This is a genomic window from Streptomyces sp. NPDC006174 (assembly GCF_040614075.1).
In the GTDB taxonomy this organism is placed as follows: domain Bacteria; phylum Actinomycetota; class Actinomycetes; order Streptomycetales; family Streptomycetaceae; genus Streptomyces.
In genome coordinates, this window is record NZ_JBEXTJ010000008.1 from 278819 (window position 1) to 297731 (window position 18913).

The following is an 18913-nucleotide window of genomic DNA, read 5'->3' on the forward strand; positions in this document are numbered from 1 at the left end:
CGTCCCGGGCCTCCGGCTGCGTAACTTTGTCGATATGACGCGCACCGAGCACCCCTGGCTGCTCCCCTCGGCGATGGCCGATGCCGAGCTGCCCGGCGACCGGCCCCGGGCGCGGCGGACCGTACGCGACTGGGTCGTCGACATCACGGCCTTCCTCTGCGCGGCGTTCATCGGCATGCTCGCCGTCGCCGCGGTCGACGCCGACGACACCACGTCGGACGTCGTGGTGTTCATCGACTCGGTGGCGGGCGCGGCGGCGTGCTGCGCGCTCTGGCTCCGGAGGCGCTGGCCGGTCGGACTGGCCGTGGCCCTGACCGCCGTGGCCATCGTCGAACCCGTCGCCGTCGGTGCGCTGCTGGTCGCTCTGTTCAGCCTGGCCGTCCACCGCCCCTTCAAGCCCGCGGCGATCGTCGGCGCGGCCGCGCTGATCACGGTGCCTCTCCAGCCGTGGCTGCGTCCCGATCCCGAGACCGGCTTCCTCGCCTCGGTCGTCTTCGGGGCGCTGCTGATCCTGCTCGTGCTCAGTTGGGGCATGGGCGTACGGTCCCGGCGTCAGCTGGTCCTCACGCTCCGCGAACGGGCCCGCCGCGCCGAGGCCGAGGCGGAACTCCGCGCCGAACAGGCCCAGCGGCTGGCCCGGGAGGCCATCGCCCGCGAGATGCACGACGTCCTCGCCCACCGGCTGACCCTGCTCAGCGTCCACGCCGGCGCCCTCGAATTCCGGCCCGACGCCCCCACCGCCGAGATTGCCCGGGCCGCCGGCGTCATCCGGGACAGCGCCCACGAGGCGTTGCAGGATCTACGGGAGATCATCGGCGTGCTGCGCGGCCCCGGCGACACCGGCGACGGCGAGCGGCCCCAGCCCACCCTGACGACCCTGGACGCGCTGATCGACGAGTCCCGCCAGGCGGGCATGAAGGTCACCCTCGACCGGCGCGTCGCCGTCCCGCAGGACGCGCCCGCCGCCACCGGCCGCACGGTGTACCGCATCGCCCAGGAGTGCCTGACCAACGCCCGCAAACACGCTCCCGGCACCGAGGTCACCGTCACGGTCACCGGCGGTCCCGGCGACGGTCTCACCATCGCGGTGGCGAACCGGGCCCCCACCGAACCCTTCGAACGGGTGCCCGGCTCCGGCCAGGGCCTCATCGGCCTCACCGAACGCGCCACGCTCGCCGGCGGCTGCCTGGAGCACGGCCCCACGCCGGACGGCGGCTTCATGGTCCGAGCCCGGCTGCCGTGGCCGGCGTGAGGCTCGCTGAGGTCGCCGTGGCCGGTGGCGTGAGGCTCGCCGGGGTCGATGCGCCCGGTGGCGTGAGGCTTGCTGCGGTCGCCGTGGCCTGGCGTACGAGGGCGGGGCGCCGGTGGCGTACGGGCGGCTGGTTACGGTGACTGTCATGAACACCCCGGTGCCTCCGCCTCCTCCGACCTCCTCACCCGTCCGGCTGCTCATCGTCGACGACGATCCGCTCGTGCGGGCCGGGCTCACGCTGATGCTCGGTGGCGCCGAGGGCATCGACATCGTCGGCGAGGGCGCGGACGGCGGCGAGGTCGCCGCACTGGTCGAACGGCTGGGCCCCGACGTCGTCCTGATGGACATCCGGATGCCCGGCATGGACGGGCTCACCGCGACCGAGCAGCTGCGCCGCCGCCCCGACGCGCCTGAAGTCGTCGTCCTCACCACCTTCCACGCCGACGAACAGGTCCTGCGGGCCATCCGCGCCGGAGCCGCGGGATTCGTCCTGAAAGACACCCCGCCCGCCGAGATCGTGGACTCCGTCCGCCGGGTCGCCGCCGGAGACCCGGTGCTCTCGCCGGCCGTCACCCGGCAGCTCATGGCCCGGGCGGCAGGCGGGGCGCAGGACGACCGCACCAGCCGCACCGAGCGGGCGCGCAGGCGGTTCGCGGAGCTGGCGGACCGCGAGCGAGAGGTCGCGGTCGCCGTCGGACGCGGGCACTCCAACGCGGAGATCGCGAATCATCTGTACCTCAGCGTCGCCACCGTCAAGACCCAGGTCTCGCGCATTCTCGCCAAACTGGACCTGAACAACCGTGTCCAGATCGCCCTGTTGGTCCACGATGCCGGGCTGCTCGACACGGACGGCGAGAAAGGACTGCGGCCTACGCTGACCGGACCGGACCGGCCTACGCTGGGTGGACGGACCGACCTACGCTGAGCGGACCGGCCTATGCCGGGTGGTCCGACCGGCCCACGACAAGTGGTCCGGACCGGAACGAGGGGGCTGACCACGATGGCTGTGCTCGATCTGCGGGATCTGCCGGATTTCACGGCGAACCCCTACCCGTACTACGCGAAGCTGCGCGCCGAGGGGCCGGTGCACACGGTGCGCACCGAGCAGATGGAGCGGATCTGGCTGATCGTCGGATACGAGGAGGCCCGCTGGGCCCTCGCCGACCAGCGGTTCGGCAAGGACTGGCGTACCACCGGACGCTGGGCCGCCGAGGTCAACCCGATCAGCTCCAACATGCTGGAGCTGGACGCCCCGCACCACACCCGGCTGCGCAGGCTCGTCGCGCGCGAGTTCACACCCCGCCGTATCGAGGCGCTCCGCCCCCGGGTCACCGAGATCACCACCGAACTGCTCGACGCGATGGTCCCGGCCGGCTCCGCCGATCTCGTCGACGCGCTCGCCTTCCCACTGCCGATGACCGTCATCTGCGAACTGCTCGGCGTTCCCGACATCGACCGGGACGCCTTCCGGGCGCTGTCCAGCGCCGTCGTCACGCCGACCGCGGCCCAGCGGGAGGCGGGTGACCCGGTCGGCGCGATGAGCGCCTACCTCGTCCAACTCATCGAGGACAAACGGAGTTCGCCCGGCGACGACCTGTTGAGCGCGCTGATCAGGACCCGCGACGAAGGCGGCGACGGGTTGTCGGGCGAGGAACTGGTCGGCATGGCCTTCGTGTTGCTCGTCGCCGGCCATGAGACCACCGTCAACCTGATCTCCAACGGCGTACGGGCCCTGCTCGACCACCCGGACCAACTCGCGCTGCTGCGCGCCGATCCCGGACTGCTGGACGGCGCGGTGGAGGAGATGCTGCGGTACGACGGCCCGGTGGAGACCGCCACCTACCGCTTCAGCCGGGAGGAGATCACGGTCGGCTCCACCGTGATCCCGCACGACGAACCGGTGCTCGTCGCCCTCGCCTCGGGCGGCCGGGACCCGGAGAAGTTCACGGACCCGGACACCTTCGACATCCGCCGCGCGCCTCAGGGCCACCTGGCCTTCGGCCACGGAGCGCACTTCTGCCTCGGCGCCCCGCTCGCCCGCATGGAGGCCCGGATCGCGATCGGGGCACTGCTGGAGCGCTGTCCGGACCTGGCCCGCGATCCGGCGGGCGGTGAGCCGGAGTGGCTGCCCGGACTGCTGATGCGCGGCGTGCGGCGGCTGCCGGTGCGCTGGTAGGGCCGCTCGCCTGGACAACTTCTACGGAAGCTCACCTCGACAACTCCTACGGAAGGGGCACCCGTTGACCGCCGAAGCAACCACCGAGGCCGAGGGCCTGGTCGATCTGGCCGTGCTCGGCGACGACTTCACCCGCGACCCGTATCCGGTCTATGCCGCGTTACGGGCCAAGGGCCCGGTCCACCGGGTCCGCATTCCCGAGGGCACCCACGCCTGGCTCGTCGTCGGGTACGAGGCCGGGCGGACGCTCCTCGCCGACCAGCGGCTCTCCAAACAGTGGGCCAAGGCCTCACCCGCGCTCGGTGTCACCAAGGTCTCGGCGGGCACGTCGATGCTCAGCAGCGACATCCCCGACCACACGCGGCTGCGCAAGCTGGTGGCCCGCGAGTTCACTCCACGCCGGATGGAGCAACTCGCGCCGCGCGTCCAGGAGATGACCGACGAGCTGCTCGACCGGATGCTCGCCGCGCCCGACCGGCGGGCCGACCTCGTCGAATCGCTCTCCTATCCGCTGCCGATGAACGTCATCTGCGAGCTGCTCGGCGTGCCGTTCCTGGACCGGGCGGCCTTCCGCGAGTGGTCGAACCAGGCGGTCTCCTCGGTCGACGCCTCGAAACGCGACTCCTCCACCAAGGCGATGGCCGCCTATCTGACCCAGCTCCTCCAGGACAAGCGGACGCAACCGGGCGACGACCTGATGAGCGCGCTGATCCACACCGCCGACGAGGAAGGCGACCGGCTCTCCGCCGACGAACTGATGGGCATGGCCTGGCTGTTGCTGGTGGCCGGTCATGAGACCACGGTCAACCTCATCACCAACGGCGTGCACAATCTGCTCGCGCATCCGGAGCAACTGGCGCTCCTCCGCGCGGACTTCGGACTGATCGACAACGCGGTGGAGGAGATCCTGCGCTTCGAGGGGCCGGTCGAGACACCGACGTACCGCTTCACGACCGAACCGATCGACATCGACGGCACGGTGATTCCCGGCGGCGGTGAACTGGTCCTCGTCGCGATGTCGGACGCCAACCGTGACCCGGCCCGCTATCCCGACGGCTCCCGCTTCGACATCACCCGGGACGCCCGGGGCCATATCGCCTTCGGGCACGGCATCCACTACTGCCTGGGCGCGCCGTTGGCCCGGATCGAGGCCCGGGTCGCCATCCGGTCGCTGCTGGAGCGCTGCCCGGAGCTACGGCTGACCGCCGACCCGGCCACGCTCGACTGGCGCACCGGCCTCCTGATGCGGGGACCGCTGAGTTTGCCGGTGGCCTGGTAGAGGGCGGACGGGCTTCAACCGCCCGGGCCAGGTCTCACCCGTCCGAGCCACGGTCTCAGCCGCCCGGGATCTCCGTCATCGCCACCGGGCGGCGGTCGCGGCGGGAGATCTCGCAGGCCTCGGCGATCCGCAACGCGTGCAGGGCCTCGCGCCCGTCGCACGGGTTGGCCAGCTCGCCACGGGCGACCCGGAGGAACGCGTCCAGCTCCGCCTCGTACGCCGGAGCGAACCGCTCCAGGAAGCCGGGCCACGGCTTCGGCGGAGTTCCCGGGCCCTCCGGCTCGGCCGAGGTCAGCGGCGTACGGTCGTCCAGGCCGACGGCGAGCTGGTCCAGCTCACCGGCCAGCTCCATGCGGACGTCGTAGCCGGCGCCGTTGCAGCGGGTCGCGGTGGCGGTGGCGAGCGTGCCGTCGTCCAGGGTGAGCAGCGCGGCGGCGGTGTCCACGTCGCCCGCCTCCCGGAACATCACGGGCCCGGCGTCCGACCCGGTGGCGTACACCTCGCTCACCTCGCGGCCCGTCACCCACCGCAGGATGTCGAAGTCGTGGACCAGGCAGTCCCGGTAGAGCCCGCCGGAGAGCGGGAGGTAGTCGGCGGGCGGGGGAGCGGGGTCGGAGGTGAGCGCCCGTACGGTGTGCAGCCGGCCGAGCCTGCCGTCCCGCACCGCCGTCCTGGCCTCGCCGTACCCCGCGTCGAAGCGGCGCATGAACCCCAGCTGGAGGATGCTGCCCGCCGCCTCCACCTCCGCGAGGGCGCCGAGCGTGCCTGGCAGGTCCAAGGCGATCGGTTTCTCGCAGAACGCGGGCAGCCCGGCGCGGGCGGCGCGGGCGATGAGCGGGGCGTGGGCGGCGGTCGCGGAGCAGATCACCAGCGCGTCGAGTGCGCCGGCGCCGGTGAACATCGCGTCCACCGGGACGGCGGTGGCACCGGTCCGGGTGGCCGCCACGGCGGCGCGCTCCGGATCCGCGTCGGCCACCAGCAGGGAGTCCACGGCGGGATGACGGCTCAACACCTCCGCGTGGAAGGTGCCGATACGTCCCGTTCCGATGAGTCCGATGCGCATGGCCCCAAGGTGACGGCGGTCCGGTCATCATGTCAAGCATTTGTCCGGACAAAGGCCGGACCATGGCTTTGTCCGGACAATCGAACTAGGCTCGGCCCGTGACCGCCCAAGGAGCCGATCAGCCGCAGCCGCTGCCGCTGAGTGTGGACCGCACCAGCCCGGTGCCGCTCTACTTCCAGCTGGCGCAGCAACTGGAGGCCGCCGTCGAACAGGGCCGCCTGGCCCCCGGCACTCTGCTCGGCAACGAGATCGAGCTGGCCCACCGCCTCGGCCTCTCCCGGCCCACCGTCCGCCAGGCCATCCAGTCGCTCGTCGACAAAGGGCTGATGGTGCGCCGCCGGGGCGTCGGCACGCAGGTCGTGCACAGCCAGGTCCGCCGCCCGCTGGAGCTCAGCTCGCTCTACGACGACCTGGAGGCGGCCGGTCAGCGCCCGGCCACCAAGGTCCTGCGCACCACGACGGAACCGGCCACCGCCGAGGTCGCCGCCGCGCTCGGTGTCGCCGAGGGCACGGAGGTCCACCTCGTCGAGCGGCTGCGCTACGCCCACGACGAGCCCATGGCCCTCCTCCGTAACCACCTGCCTCCGGACCTGCTCACGCTCCGGACCCCGGAGCTGGAGTCCACCGGCCTCTACCGCCTGATGCGGGCGTCGGGCATCACGCTGCACAGCGCCCGCCAGTCGGTCGGCGCGCGGGCCGCGACGGCGGGGGAGGCGCGGGCCCTGGACGAGGAGCGGGGTGCGCCGCTGCTGACGATGGAGCGCACCACGTACGACGACACGGGCCGCGCGGTCGAGCTCGGCACCCACGTCTACCGAGCCTCGCGCTACCGGTTCGACTTTCAGCTCCTGGTGCGCTGAACCCGGCCCGTCCGGCGTTCGAGGACGGAACCCTTGCGCGCGTGCGCCCGCAGGCAGAGGATTCCTGGGGCACGGGCTCCGCATCGACGGTTCCGTCCTCGAACGCCGGACGGGCTGAAAAGAGGCGCACCGCCCCTGCCGGGCGGCCGTCCGCCCCGCTCGGGGATACTGGGCAGCCGGCCCGGGGCCTCACGCTCCCGGCCAGGTCAAGCGCACAGCGAGCAGCAGCGGAAGAAAAAGAAGAAGGGCACCGCGTCGTGGCAAGGGTTCGGACAGGGGTACGCGCGCTGGGCGCCGTCCTGGCAGTGGTGCTGGCAGCCGCAGGATGCAGCAGCACCGGCGGCAAGCGGGCGGAAGAGCGCGCGGCCGAGGCCGCCGAGGGCCGGGCCGCGGTGAACACACCCCGCTGGACCTTCGCCATGGTCACCCACTCGGGCGACGGCGACACCTTCTGGGACATCGTCCAGAAGGGCGCCGAGCAGGCGGCCGTCAAGGACAACATCAACTTCATCTACTCGCACAACGACGAGGCCAACCAGCAGGCCCAGCTCGTCCAGACCGCGATCGACAAGAAGGTCGACGGGCTGATCGTCTCGCTGGCCAAGCCGGACGCCATGAAGGCCGTGATCGCCAAGGCGGTCAAGGCGGGCATCCCGGTCGTCACGGTGAACTCCGGTTCCGCCGAGTCCAAGGAGTTCGGCGCCCTGACCCACATCGGCCAGGACGAGTCGATCGCCGGTGAGGCCGTCGGCGACGAGCTGAACGAGCGCGGCCGCAAGAAGGCGCTCTGCGTCCTGCACGAGCAGGGCAATGTGGGTCACGAGCAGCGCTGCGCCGGCGCGAAGAAGACCTTCGACGGCACGATGCAGAACCTGTACGTCGACGGCACCAACATGCCCGACGTCACCGCCTCCATCGGGGCCAAGCTCCAGTCCGACAAGAGCATCGACGCGGTCGTCACCCTCGGCGCCCCCTTCGCCGACGCGGCCGTGCAGGCCAAGCAGACGGCGGGCAGCAAGGCCGAGATCGACACCTTCGACCTCAACGCCAAGGTCGCCACCGGCCTCCAGAGCGACAAGCTCGGCTTCGCCGTCGACCAGCAGCCCTACCTCCAGGGGTACGAGGCCGTCGACCTGCTCTGGCTCTACCGCTACAACCGCAACGTCCTCGGCGGCGGCCTGCCCGTCCTCACCGGCCCGCAGATCATCACCAAGGACGACGCCGACGCCCTGGCCGACCACACCAAGCGCGGCACCCGATGAGCGGCACCACCGCCACGCCGGAGCAGGTGGACGAGCGCCTCGTCCGCACCTCACCGCTGCGCAAGCTCCTCGGCCGCCCCGAACTCGGCTCGGTCGTCGGCGCGGCAGCCGTCTTCCTCTTCTTCGCGATCGTCGCCGACAGCTTCCTCCAGGCCTCCAGCTTCGGCACCGTGCTGTACGCGGCCTCCGTCCTCGGCATCATGGCCGCGCCGGTCGCGCTGCTGATGATCGGCGGCGAGTTCGACCTCTCCGCCGGTGTCCTGGTGACCAGCTCCGCGCTGATCTCCTCGATGTTCAGCTACCAGATGACTGCCAACGTCTGGGTCGGCGTCCTCGTGTCGCTGCTGGTCACGCTCGCCATCGGCGCGTTCAACGGGTTCATGCTGACCCGGACCAAACTGCCGAGCTTCATCATCACGCTCGGTACGTTCCTGATGCTCACCGGCCTCAACCTCGGCTTCACCAAGCTGATCAGCGGCACGGTCTCCACCAAGGCCATCGGCGACATGGAGGGCTTCGAGTCCGCCCGCGCGCTGTTCGCCTCGACGCTGACCATCGGCAGCATCGACTTCAAGGTGACCATCCTCTGGTGGATCGCGCTCGTCGCACTCGCCACCTGGATCCTCCTCCGGACCCGCTTCGGCAACTGGATCTTCGCCGTCGGCGGCGAGGCGGACGCCGCACGCGCGGTCGGCGTCCCCGTCATCCGTACCAAGATCGGTCTGTACCTCGGCGTCGCCTTCGCCGCCTGGGTCTCCGGCCAGCACCTGCTCTTCAGCTACGACGTCGTCCAGTCCGGCGAGGGCGTCGGCAACGAACTGACGTACATCATCGCGGCCGTCATCGGCGGCTGCCTGATCACCGGCGGCTACGGCTCCGCGATCGGCTCGGCGGTCGGTGCCTTCATCTTCGGCATGACCAGCAAGGGCATCGTGTACGCCGAGTGGAACCCGGACTGGTTCAAATTCTTCCTGGGAGCGATGCTGCTCCTGGCCACCCTGCTCAACGCGTGGGTGCGCAAGCGCGCGGAGGCGACGACATGACGGCCACTCCCGGGAACAGCGCGGGTCCGCTGGTCGAGCTGGACGACGTATCGAAGTTCTACGGCAACATCAAAGCCCTGGAACACGTCTCGCTGGAGGTCCACGCCGGCGAGATCACCTGCGTCCTCGGCGACAACGGCGCCGGCAAGTCCACCCTTATCAAGATCATCGCGGGGCTGCACCGGCACGACGCCGGACGCTTCCTGATCGACGGCGAGGAGACCACGCTCGCCAACCCGCGCGACGCCCTGGACCGAGGCATCGCCACGGTCTACCAGGACCTCGCCGTCGTCCCGCTGATGCCGGTCTGGCGGAACTTCTTCCTCGGCTCCGAGCCCACCACCGGCGTCGGCCCGTGTCGGCGCCTGGACGTCCGGAAGATGCGCGGGACGACCCGTACGGAACTGCTGCGCATGGGCATCGACCTGCGCGACGTCGACCAGCCGATCGGCACGCTCTCCGGCGGTGAGCGCCAGTGCGTGGCCATCGCCCGCGCCGTCTACTTCGGCGCCAAGGTCCTCGTCCTGGACGAGCCGACCGCCGCGCTCGGCGTCAAGCAGTCCGGCGTGGTCCTCAAGTACGTCGCGGCCGCCCGCGACGCCGGCCTCGGCGTGGTCCTCATCACGCACAACCCGCACCACGCCCACCTCGTCGGCGACCGGTTCGTCCTCCTCAAGCGCGGCGCCATGGCCGGCAGCCACACCAAGGACGACGTCACACTCGACGAGCTGACCCGGCAGATGGCGGGCGGCAGCGAGCTGGAGGAGCTCAGTCACGAGCTGGAACGCACTCCGGCCCCCACCCTCCCCGGCAGCTCCGCGGCGACGGAAGAAGGATCCTGACCGGCGACCCGCCCCGGCGCGGCCGACCCCGGCCGACCGCTCCGGGGACCGGGCAGTGGCAGAATCGGGCGCGGCGGGCGCCGTCCGCCGCCGACCGTGACAGCGGCCCGGCCCCTCAGACCCCGCAGGGACGATGAGCACGTACCGCGACTTCGCCGACCGCGGCTCCGCCCGCGCCACCGTCCTCAAGACCGTCGGCACCAAGGAACGCCGCTCGCACCTCACCGCGCCGCGCGTTCCCACGGTCGGGATCGACATCGGCGGTACGAAGGTGATGGCCGGCGTCGTCGACGCCGACGGCAACATCCTGGAACAGCTGCGCACCGAGACCCCGGACAAGTCCAAGAGCCCGAAGGTCGTCGAGGACACGATCGTCGAGCTGGTCCTGGACCTCTCCGACCGCCACGACGTCCACGCGGTCGGCATCGGCGCGGCGGGCTGGGTCGACGCGGACCGCTCCAAGGTCCTCTTCGCCCCGCACCTCGCCTGGCGCGACGAACCCCTGCGCGACGCCATCGCCTCCCGCCTCGTCGTCCCGGTCATGGTCGACAACGACGCCAACACCGCCGCCTGGGCGGAGTGGCGCTTCGGCGCGGGCCGCGGCGAGGACCACCTCGTCATGATCACGCTCGGTACGGGGATCGGCGGCGCGATCCTGGAGGACGGCCAGGTCAAGCGCGGCAAGTACGGTGTGGCCGGTGAGTTCGGCCACATGCAGGTCGTGCCGTCGGGCCACCGCTGCCCGTGCGGCAACCGGGGCTGCTGGGAGCAGTACAGCTCCGGCAACGCCTTGGTCCGCGAGGCCAGGGAGCTGGCCGCCGCCGACTCACCGGTCGCGCACTTCCTGCTGGACCGGGTCAAGGGCAACATCCCCGACATCACCGGCCCGCTCATCACCGAACTGGCCCGCGAGGGCGATGCGATGTGCATCGAACTCCTCCAGGACATCGGCCAGTGGCTCGGCGTCGGCATCGCCAACCTGGCCGCCGCGCTCGACCCGTCCTGCTTCGTCATCGGAGGCGGTGTCAGCGCCGCCGACGACCTCCTGATCAACCCGGCCCGGGACGCCTTCAAGCGCCACCTCACCGGCCGCGGCTACCGCCCCGAGGCGAGGATCGCCAAGGCCCAGCTGGGCCCCGAGGCCGGTATGGTCGGCGCCGCGGACCTCGCCCGGCTGGTGGCCCGCCGCTTCCGCCGGGCCAACCGGCGCCGCGTCGAGCGGTACGAGCGGTACGCGCAGATCTACGACCAGGCGGCGAGCACCATCCGCAACACGCGCTCGACCCGCACGGTCGACTGAACCGCACGGGCCCGAGCGGCGTCTCAGCTCCGAACCCGACGCCGTTTTCGCCCCCGAACCCCGACCGGCCTCCATGCCTCCGTACTCCGCTCCGCAGCACGAGGGACCACCTGATCATGATCGCAGCCGACCACCCCGTGGTGCCGTCCCAGTCCGAGTCGCCGGGCGACGGCGAGGGCAAGCCGCCCGAGAGCCCCCGGCGGGTCTTCAGGCGGCGGTTCATCACCGCCACGATCATCGTGCTGCTGATCGGCATCCCGGCGGGCTACCTCCTCGTCTCCGCCGGCCAGAGCCGCCGCTCGGGCATGGACAAGGAGGCCGAGGCGGCCGCCGTGGGCCTCCGCGAAGGCTGGCCCTCCAAGATGCAGCGCCGGATCTTCGAGATCCCGATCCCCGGCAACGGCGTCGGGGTCCAGTACTACGAGACGAACAACTGGAAAGCCAGCCGGATGTACGTGAAGTTCCGGACGACCTCCGCCGGCCTGGACCGCTTCCTGAGCGGCGTCGGCACCGGCCGTGCGGCCCTGGAGCCCGGAAAGGTCGACATCAGCGCCCGGGACATCAACATCACCGGCTGGTACTTCGGGGCGAGCGAGGACTGGGCGAGCATCACGCACACCAACAAGAAGCCGCGCCCCACCCGGACCATCACGGTCAACATGACCGACCCGGCCAGCCCTGTCGTCTACGTCGTCTCGGCGGCGACCCCCTGAACCACTCCAGGGCAGTAGCGTGACGGGCATGGACGAGACGGCGGATCCGGCACCGGCGGCCGACGACCCGGGGTTCCCGTCCCTTCACGCGGCCTCGTGCACCGGACTCGGCGAGCTCGACGCCCTCGTCACGCACTGCCGGGCCTGCTCGCGGCTCGTGGCCTGGCGGGAGGAGGTCGGCGAGGTCAAGCGCGCCGCCTTCCGGGACCAGGAGTACTGGGCGCGACCGGTGCCCGGCTTCGGTCCGGCGGACGCGAAGGTGGCCGTGGTGGGTCTGGCACCCGCCGCCCACGGCGGCAACCGGACCGGGCGGATGTTCACCGGGGACGCGACCGGCGACTTCCTCTTCGCCGCCCTGCACACGCTGGGCCTGGCCTCTCAGCCGTCCTCCGTCCACGCCGGGGACGGGCTCCGTCTGCGCGGCGTGCGGCTGACCTCGCCCGTGCACTGCGCGCCCCCGGACAACCGGCCGACGCCCGGAGAACGCGACACCTGCCGGCCCTGGCTCGCGGCCGAGCTGGATCTGCTGAGCCCGGGGCTGCGCTCGGTCGTCGTCCTCGGCGGCTTCGGCTGGCAGGCGCTGCTGCCGGTCCTCGGGCAGGCCGGATGGGAGATTCCGCGTCCGCGTCCCGCCTTCGGCCACGGCACCCGGGTCGTCCTGCCCGCCACCGGGAGCCGGCAGGAACTGCACCTGCTCGGCAGCTACCACCCCAGCCAGCGCAACACGTTCACCGGGCGGCTGACCATGCCCATGCTGGTCGACGTGTTCCGGGAAGCCGCCGCCGTCGCCCAGATCGCCACCTGAGCCCGGCGACGACGTACCTCCTTCAGGACGGGCGGACCGCCGGGAACGGGTTCCCGGCGGTTCCTCACACGTCGGTCACGCGGTCCGGATCGTCCAGGGCGGTGTTCACCCGCAGCCAGCGGTAGCCGTACGGCTCCAGCTCCGTGCGGACGAGACCACCGGCCGCCGACTTCACCGTGTCGCCGGTGAAGACATCGGTCAGCAGGCGGCCGCCTCGCAGCCCGGGGACCGTCGTGGTCGCGGCGACCGCCCGGTCGGAGAAGTTGTGCAACGCCAGCACCGCGCCTTCCGGCAGCGAGCTGATGTGCGCCAGTACGCCCGGGTCGTCGGCGTCGAGGACCTCGTACGAGCCCCAGGCCAGTTCCGGTGCCTCGCGATACCGCTCGATCAGGGTCCGCATCCGTACGAGGAGTGAATCCGCGTCGTGCGTCTGGTCGCGCACATTGACCCGTTTCGGTCCGTACGCGCCCTCGACGACCGGGTTGGGCAGAGCATCGGCGTCCGCGCTGGAGAAGCCACCGGCCTTGTCGGGGGTCCACTGCATCGGGGTCCGTACGGCCTGCCGGCCCTCGGCGGCGAGGTTCTCACCCATCCCTATCTCCTCGCCGTAGAAGAGCACGGGAGTGCCCGGGAGGGTGAAGAGCAGGCTGTAGGCCAGTTCGACCCTGCGCCGGTCGCCCTCCACCATCGGCGGCAGCCTGCGGCGCAGACCACGGCCGTAGAGCTGCATGTCCTCGTCCGGGCCGAAGGCCGCGAACACCTCGGCGCGCTCGTCGTCGTCGAGCTTGTCGAGTGTCAGCTCGTCGTGGTTGCGCACGAAGGTCGCCCAGTGCGCGTCGCGGGGAGCGCCGGGGCGCTCCCGCAGGGCGGAGGCCAGCGGCCCCGCCTCGCCCCGGGCCATCGACAGGTACATCCGCTGCATGCCGATGAAGTCGAAGCACATGGTGAGTTCGTCGCCCCGGCCGGACTCCGGCTCGCCGAAGAACGTGGCGGTGTCGGCGTAGGGCAGATTGACCTCGCCGAGCAGCACCGCCTCACCGTTGCGGCGCCCGAGGAAGGCCCGCAGGTCGGCGAGGTACTCGTGCGGGTCGGGCAGTTTGTCCGCGTCCTCCTGGCCGTCGGTCTCCAGCAGGAACGGAACCGCGTCCACGCGGAAGCCGGACAGCCCCAGCTGCGTCCAGAAACCCATGATGCGGGCTATCTCGTCCCGTACCGCGGGGTTGGCGACATTGAGGTCGGGCTGTTGCTTGAAGAAGCGGTGCAGGTAGTACTGGCCGGTGGTCTCGTCCAGCTCCCACACACTGCGCTCCGCGTCGGGGAAGACCACGCCCTCCGGGCCGTCCTCCGGCGGCGAGTCGACCCAGACGTACCAGTCACGGTGGGCGGACGTGCGGCTGGACCGGGCGTCCTGGAACCACGGGTGGTGGTCGGAGGTGTGGTTGACCACCAGGTCGGCGATGACCCGGATACCCCGGTCGCGGGCGGTCCGTACGAACTCGGTGAAGTCGCCGAGCGTGCCGAGGCGCGGATCGACGCCGTAGAAGTCGGTGATGTCGTAGCCGTCGTCGCGCTCCCGGGTCGGATAGAAGGGCATCAGCCACACACAGGTGACGCCCAGGCGCACCAGGTGGTCGATCCGCTGGGTCAGGCCGGCGAAATCGCCGGTCCCGTCGCCGTTCCCGTCCTGGTACGTCTCCACGTCCAGGCAGTACACGACGGCGTTCTTCCACCACAGGTCGGAGGTCCGGGTCAGCCTCATCGGGCACTCTCCGCGAGGTAGGGCTCGGGGCGGGTCACATCGAGTCGCGGCAGCACATCGGCGCCGAACGCGTCGATGAAGGCGCTCTGTTCCCGGCCGACGTGGTGCAGCATCACCGCGTCGAAGCCGAGGTCGGCGTACTCCTGGAGCCAGGCCGCGTGTTGGCCGAGGTCCGCCGAGATGTTGACGGAGCCGGCGACCTGCTCGGGCGTGACGTGCTCGCTCACGCCGTCGAACAGCTCGGCCGAGTCCAGGTCCCAGCTCACCGGCGGACCGTGGACGTTGGTGCGCCACTGGTCGTGGGCGACGGCGCGGGCGGTCTCCAGGTCGGGGTCCCAGCTGAGGTGGACTTGGAGGTGCAGCCGCCCGGCGCCGCCGGCGGAGCGGTACGCGTCCACGATCCGGCGCAGCTTCTCGTGCGGCGCGTTGACGGTGATCAGACCGTCGGCCCATTCGGCGCACCAGCGGGCGGTGGCCTCACTGCAGGCGGCGCCCACCAGCGGTGGCACGGTCTCGGGGCGGGTCCACAGCCGGGCCCGGTCCACGGTCACCAGCCCGTCGTGACTCACCTCCTCGCCGTTCAGCAGCGCCCGGATGATGTCGACGCACTCGCGCAGCCGTGCGTTGCGGACGTCCTTGCGCGGCCAGCGTGCGCCGGTGATGTGCTCGTTGGAGGCCTCCCCGCTGCCCAGCGCCGCCCAGAAGCGGCCCGGGTACATGGCGGCGAGGCTGCCGATGGCCTGAGCGATGATCGCCGGGTGGTACCGCTGGCCCGGCGCGTTGACGACTCCGAACGGGATGTGGTCGGTGGCCTGGAGCGCGGCGCCGAGCCAGGACCACGCGAAACCGGACTCGCCCTGCCGGACGCTCCAGGGCGAGAAGTGGTCCGAGCACATGGCGGCGGTGAAGCCGGCGCTCTCCGCGCGGACGGCCGCGGCCAACAGGTCGGCGGGAGGCACCTGTTCGTGCGAGGCGTGGAATCCGTAGACGGTCATGGGGTGCGGGTACCCGGTGCCACCGCGAACACCGGTGTGGGATCAGAGCATCTGCCGGTGCACCCTCGCCTCCCACGGCGCGAGCACCAGCCGGCCGGGTGGAGCGGGGACGGACGGGCCGTTGCCCAGGACGAGTTCGGCGCCCTCCCAGCCGTCGGGCAGAGCCACGTCGACCGTCTCACCGGTGAAGTTCCCGGCGACGAGCAGCGTCGTGGAACCGTGGCGGCGGGTGAAGGCGTAGATCCGCTCGTCGTCCGGCAGCAGCATGGTGAAGTCGCCGTGGACGACAGCCGGTTCACTGTGCCGCAGCGCGATCAGCCGCCGGTAGTGGTGGTAGACGGAGTCGGGATCCGTCCGGGCGGCGGCGGCGTTGATCTCGGTGTGGTCGGGGTTGACCGGCAGCCAGGGGGTGCCCGTGGTGAAGCCGGCCTGCGGCGAGGCGTCCCACTGCATGGGGGTACGGGCGTTGTCCCGGCCCATCGCCCGAAGGCCGGGCAGGATGTCCTCGGGCTTCCTTCCGGCACGCAGCTCCTGCGCGTAGTGGTTCAGGGACTCGATGTCCCGGAAGTCCTCGATGGTGCGCAGGGGCGCGTTGGCCATGCCCAGCTCTTCGCCCTGGTAGATGTACGGCGTGCCCCGGTGCAGGTGGAGGACGGTGGCCAGCAGCTTCGCGGACCGTATCCGGTGGCGGGGCCCGTCGTCGCCGAACCGGGAGACCACGCGGGGCTGATCGTGGTTGTTCCAGTACAGACTGTTCCAGCCGACGTCGGAGAGGCCCGTCTGCCAGCGGCCCAGGGACGCCTTCAGATCGGTCAGCCGCAGCGGCCGTGGATCGAACTTGCCGCTGCCGTGGTCGAGTCCGACGTGCTCGAACTGGAACACCATGTCGAGTTCGGCCCGCCGCGGATCCGTGAACAGCCGTGCCTGCTCGACGGTCACCCCGGGCATCTCGCCGACGGTGAGCAGCCGGCCGGGATACCGGGCGAACACCTCTCGGTGCATCTCCTGGAGGTAGTCGTGGATGCGCGGGCCGCAGACGTAGTGGGGCGAGCCGTCACCGTAGGGACCGTCGCCGCGCAGTTCGCCGTCGGGCAGCTCCGGATCCTTGGAGATGAGATTGATGACGTCCATCCGGAAGCCGTCCACGCCGCGCTCCAGCCACCAGCGCATCATGGCGTGGACAGCCTGCCGCAGGTCGGGGTTCTCCCAGTTGAGATCCGGCTGTTTCGGCGAGAAGAGGTGGAGGTAGTACGCGTCGCTCGCGGCGTCGTGCTCCCAGGCCGAGCCGGAGAAGAACGAGCCCCAGTTGTTGGGTTCACCGCCCTCACGCGGCGGACGCCACCAGTACCAGTCACGTTTCGGGCTGTCCGGATCGCGTGACTCCTGGAACCAGGGATGCTCGTCGGACGTGTGGTTGACGACCAGGTCCATGACCAGTTTCATCCCGCGCTCGTGCACGGCGGCCAGCAGCCGGTCGAAGGCCGCCAGGTCACCGAAGACGGGGTCGATGTCCTGGTAGTCGCTGATGTCGTAGCCGTTGTCGTCCTGCGGCGAGGGGTAGACGGGGGACAGCCACAGCACATCGACGCCCAGATCCGCGAGGTGGTCCAGCCGGCTGGTGAGGCCCGCGAGGTCGCCGATGCCGTCACCGTCGGAGTCGGCGAAACTACGGGGGTAGACCTGGTAGACGACCGAGGACTGCCACCACGTGCCGCTGCCCTGCGCTTCGCTGTCGCCCGCCATAGGAGGTCCTTCTTCCGCCTCGGGAATCACACGTCGTGCATCCCCTTCCCCGGACAGGGCCGTTGTAGCGGACAGCCGCTCGTGTCCCGTGCCTGGCGGGCCGTGGCGGCCGTGCTGTCAGTCGTCCGGGTCCAGCGGTCGCATGAAGGTGCGTTCGTAGCGGAGTACGCAGCCGCTCTTGTCCCGGATGCGGTCGGCCACGATGAAATCGGGATGCCGGCCGAACAGGCCCCGGTACTTCTCGTACGCGGCGAGACTGGGGAAGCTGAACAGTGCCAGGGCTTCGTCACTCGCTCCTTCGGCGGGAAGGTAATAGCCGTGATGCGTGCCGCCGTGTGCGTCGACCAGGGTCATCCAGCGTCGGCCGAAGCGCTCGAATGCCTCGGTCTTCGCCGGATCGATGACGTACTTCACTACGCAGGTGATCACGGACTGAGATTAAACGTGCCGGGAGAGGCGTGGGAAGCCGCCCGGTTCGACCCGGCGCAACGGGGACCGATGAGGGATGAGAGGGTCGGGCGGGTGAGTGAGACACCGACGAACACCATGCAATACCGCTTCGACGGCCCCGAGGACGCGCCGGTCCTGGTGATCGGGCCCTCGCTCGGGACGACCTGGCACATGTGGGATCGCCAGGTGCCCGAGCTGACCCAGCACTGGCGGGTCTTCCGATACGACCTGCCGGGCCACGGCGGCGCTCCCGCTCATGCCGCGCCGTCCGTCGCCGAGCTCGCGGACCGGCTGATCGCCACGCTCGACGGGCTCGGGGTCCAGCGGTTCGGTTACGCGGGATGCTCGATCGGCGGCGCCGTCGGCGCGGACCTGGCGCTGCGCCATCCGCACCGGGTGGCCTCGCTGGCGCTGGTCGCCTCCTCGCCGCGGTTCGGCACGGCCGACGAGTTCCGGCAGCGCGGAGTGATCGTGCGCACCAACGGCCTGGAGCCGATGGCCCGTACCGCGCCGGAACGCTGGTTCACCCCCGGCTTCGCCGCCGCGCAGCCCGCCATCGTGGAGTGGGCCGTACAGATGGTCCGCACCACCGACCCCGGCTGCTACATCGCGGCCTGCGAGGCGCTGGCGGCCTTCGACATCCGCGACCACCTGGCCCGGATCGGCGTCCCGACCCTGGTCCTCGTCGGCGCGGAGGACCAGGTCACCGGGCCCGCCGAGGCGCGCACGCTGGTCGCCGGGATACCGGACGCCCGCCTCGCGCTCGTCCCCGGCGCCTCGCACCTGGCCCCGGTCGAGCAGCCCGCCGCCGTCTGCGACCTGCTGCTGACGCACTTCTCCACCGCCTGGCAGGAAGCGCCCGCCGCACCTCCCGCACCGCCGCCCGTCCCCGGCCCGGCCACGCCCGCCGCCTCCTTCGCGCCCATCGCCGAGATCGCCCCGGCGCACGGCCTGCCCGAGGCCACGGGCCCGCGGCGGGAGAGCGGTCACGAGCGCGGTACGAAGGTGCGCCGGGAGGTGCTCGGGGACGCGCACGTGGACGCCGTCAACGCCTCCACCGACCCGTTCACCGAGGATTTCCAGGAGCTGGTCACCCGGTACGCCTGGGGCGAGGTCTGGAGCCGGGAGGGGCTGGACCGCCGCACCCGCAGCTGCATCACGCTCACCGCGCTCGTCGCCTCCGGCCACCTGGAAGGCCTGGCCGCGCACACCCGGGCCGCGCTGCGCAACGGCCTGACGCCCGCCGAGATCAAGGAGGTCCTCCTCCAGAGCGCCGTCTACTGCGGTATCCCGGCGGCAGGCGCGGCCTTCACGATCGCACAATCGGTGATCCAGGAGGAAACGACCCCGCCCGCGTAGCAGGATGGACCC

Annotated in this window: 17 protein-coding genes; 12 read left to right on the plus strand and 5 right to left on the minus strand. The window is 71.3% G+C overall.

Annotated elements, in window-relative coordinates; genetic code table 11:
- Window positions 1–34: 34 nt before the first annotated feature.
- The 4 genes from ABZ267_RS20585 to ABZ267_RS20600 all read left to right on the plus strand — a co-directional run bounded on the left by ABZ267_RS20585 (window position 35) and on the right by ABZ267_RS20600 (window position 4707).
- Window positions 35–1252, plus strand: coding sequence for a histidine kinase (locus ABZ267_RS20585; RefSeq protein ID WP_356749362.1), 1218 nt, complete (start codon window positions 35–37; stop codon window positions 1250–1252).
- 145 nt (window positions 1253–1397) lie between these two features.
- Window positions 1398–2177 carry a response regulator transcription factor gene (locus tag ABZ267_RS20590; RefSeq protein ID WP_356749360.1) on the plus strand — a complete coding sequence of 260 codons (780 nt, stop codon included), beginning with the start codon at window positions 1398–1400 and terminating at the stop codon, window positions 2175–2177.
- 75 nt (window positions 2178–2252) lie between these two features.
- Entirely contained in the window at window positions 2253–3428 is a 1176-nt protein-coding gene (locus ABZ267_RS20595) for a cytochrome P450 (protein WP_356749358.1), read from the plus strand.
- 64 nt (window positions 3429–3492) lie between these two features.
- On the plus strand, window positions 3493–4707 hold the full coding sequence (locus ABZ267_RS20600; RefSeq protein WP_356749356.1) for a cytochrome P450: 1215 nt from the start codon (window positions 3493–3495) through the stop codon (window positions 4705–4707).
- Between the two features lie 55 nt (window positions 4708–4762).
- On the opposite strand, the gene ABZ267_RS20605 is transcribed toward ABZ267_RS20600, so the two are convergent.
- Window positions 4763–5770 (minus strand): Gfo/Idh/MocA family oxidoreductase, encoded by a 1008-nt coding sequence (locus ABZ267_RS20605; protein ID WP_356749354.1) that lies wholly within the window; start codon window positions 5768–5770, stop codon window positions 4763–4765.
- A gap of 98 nt (window positions 5771–5868) precedes the next feature.
- On the opposite strand from ABZ267_RS20605, the gene ABZ267_RS20610 reads away from it, so the two are divergent.
- The 7 genes from ABZ267_RS20610 (at window position 5869) to ABZ267_RS20640 (ending at window position 12595) form a co-directional block, all read left to right on the plus strand.
- Entirely contained in the window at window positions 5869–6630 is a 762-nt protein-coding gene (locus ABZ267_RS20610; protein ID WP_356749352.1) for a GntR family transcriptional regulator, read from the plus strand.
- A 287-nt stretch (window positions 6631–6917) separates the two neighbouring features.
- A complete protein-coding gene (locus ABZ267_RS20615; RefSeq protein WP_356749667.1) occupies window positions 6918–7892 on the plus strand; it encodes a sugar ABC transporter substrate-binding protein in 975 nt (324 codons plus the stop codon).
- Window positions 7889–8935, plus strand: coding sequence for an ABC transporter permease (locus ABZ267_RS20620; protein WP_356749350.1), 1047 nt, complete (start codon window positions 7889–7891; stop codon window positions 8933–8935). The genes ABZ267_RS20615 and ABZ267_RS20620 overlap by 4 nt, the downstream gene beginning before the upstream one ends.
- Entirely contained in the window at window positions 8932–9777 is an 846-nt protein-coding gene (locus ABZ267_RS20625; RefSeq protein ID WP_356749348.1) for an ATP-binding cassette domain-containing protein, read from the plus strand. The genes ABZ267_RS20620 and ABZ267_RS20625 overlap by 4 nt, the downstream gene beginning before the upstream one ends.
- A gap of 133 nt (window positions 9778–9910) precedes the next feature.
- Window positions 9911–11077 carry an ROK family glucokinase gene (locus ABZ267_RS20630; protein ID WP_356749346.1) on the plus strand — a complete coding sequence of 389 codons (1167 nt, stop codon included), beginning with the start codon at window positions 9911–9913 and terminating at the stop codon, window positions 11075–11077.
- A 116-nt stretch (window positions 11078–11193) separates the two neighbouring features.
- Window positions 11194–11790, plus strand: a complete 597-nt coding sequence (locus ABZ267_RS20635) for a hypothetical protein (RefSeq protein ID WP_356749344.1) — start codon at window positions 11194–11196, stop codon at window positions 11788–11790.
- Window positions 11791–11818: 28 nt separating this feature from the next.
- Window positions 11819–12595, plus strand: a complete 777-nt coding sequence (locus ABZ267_RS20640) for a uracil-DNA glycosylase (protein ID WP_356749342.1) — start codon at window positions 11819–11821, stop codon at window positions 12593–12595.
- 64 nt (window positions 12596–12659) lie between these two features.
- Here ABZ267_RS20640 and ABZ267_RS20645 read toward each other — a convergent pair whose 3' ends face one another.
- From ABZ267_RS20645 to ABZ267_RS20660, 4 genes are all read right to left on the minus strand, one after another.
- Window positions 12660–14354, minus strand: coding sequence for an alpha-amylase family protein (locus tag ABZ267_RS20645; RefSeq protein ID WP_356749340.1), 1695 nt, complete (start codon window positions 14352–14354; stop codon window positions 12660–12662).
- A complete protein-coding gene (locus ABZ267_RS20650; protein ID WP_356749338.1) occupies window positions 14351–15349 on the minus strand; it encodes a TIGR03885 family FMN-dependent LLM class oxidoreductase in 999 nt (332 codons plus the stop codon). Before ABZ267_RS20650 ends, ABZ267_RS20645 begins: the two co-directional genes overlap by 4 nt.
- 42 nt (window positions 15350–15391) lie before the next feature.
- Entirely contained in the window at window positions 15392–17092 is a 1701-nt protein-coding gene (locus tag ABZ267_RS20655) for an alpha-glucosidase (RefSeq protein WP_356749336.1), read from the minus strand.
- A 117-nt stretch (window positions 17093–17209) separates the two neighbouring features.
- Window positions 17210–17521, minus strand: coding sequence for an NIPSNAP family protein (locus ABZ267_RS20660; protein ID WP_356749335.1), 312 nt, complete (start codon window positions 17519–17521; stop codon window positions 17210–17212).
- A 69-nt stretch (window positions 17522–17590) separates the two neighbouring features.
- On the opposite strand from ABZ267_RS20660, the gene ABZ267_RS20665 reads away from it, so the two are divergent.
- A complete protein-coding gene (locus ABZ267_RS20665) occupies window positions 17591–18901 on the plus strand; it encodes an alpha/beta fold hydrolase (RefSeq protein WP_356749333.1) in 1311 nt (436 codons plus the stop codon).
- Window positions 18902–18913 lie beyond the last annotated feature (12 nt).

Bases quoted from the DNA above. Each gene is read 5' to 3' on its own strand.
- ABZ267_RS20585 (WP_356749362.1), top strand. From the start codon at position 35: ATGACGCGCACCGAGCACCCCTGGCTGCTCCCCTCGGCGATGGCCGAT.
- ABZ267_RS20590 (WP_356749360.1), top strand. From the start codon at position 1,398: ATGAACACCCCGGTGCCTCCGCCTCCTCCGACCTCCTCACCCGTCCGG.
- ABZ267_RS20595 (WP_356749358.1), top strand. From the start codon at position 2,253: ATGGCTGTGCTCGATCTGCGGGATCTGCCGGATTTCACGGCGAACCCC.
- ABZ267_RS20605 (WP_356749354.1), bottom strand. From the start codon at position 5,770: ATGCGCATCGGACTCATCGGAACGGGACGTATCGGCACCTTCCACGCG.
- ABZ267_RS20620 (WP_356749350.1), top strand. From the start codon at position 7,889: ATGAGCGGCACCACCGCCACGCCGGAGCAGGTGGACGAGCGCCTCGTC.
- ABZ267_RS20625 (WP_356749348.1), top strand. From the start codon at position 8,932: ATGACGGCCACTCCCGGGAACAGCGCGGGTCCGCTGGTCGAGCTGGAC.
- ABZ267_RS20630 (WP_356749346.1), top strand. From the start codon at position 9,911: ATGAGCACGTACCGCGACTTCGCCGACCGCGGCTCCGCCCGCGCCACC.
- ABZ267_RS20635 (WP_356749344.1), top strand. From the start codon at position 11,194: ATGATCGCAGCCGACCACCCCGTGGTGCCGTCCCAGTCCGAGTCGCCG.
- ABZ267_RS20640 (WP_356749342.1), top strand. From the start codon at position 11,819: ATGGACGAGACGGCGGATCCGGCACCGGCGGCCGACGACCCGGGGTTC.
- ABZ267_RS20645 (WP_356749340.1), bottom strand. From the start codon at position 14,354: ATGAGGCTGACCCGGACCTCCGACCTGTGGTGGAAGAACGCCGTCGTG.
- ABZ267_RS20650 (WP_356749338.1), bottom strand. From the start codon at position 15,349: ATGACCGTCTACGGATTCCACGCCTCGCACGAACAGGTGCCTCCCGCC.
- ABZ267_RS20655 (WP_356749336.1), bottom strand. From the start codon at position 17,092: ATGGCGGGCGACAGCGAAGCGCAGGGCAGCGGCACGTGGTGGCAGTCC.
- ABZ267_RS20665 (WP_356749333.1), top strand. From the start codon at position 17,591: ATGAGGGATGAGAGGGTCGGGCGGGTGAGTGAGACACCGACGAACACC.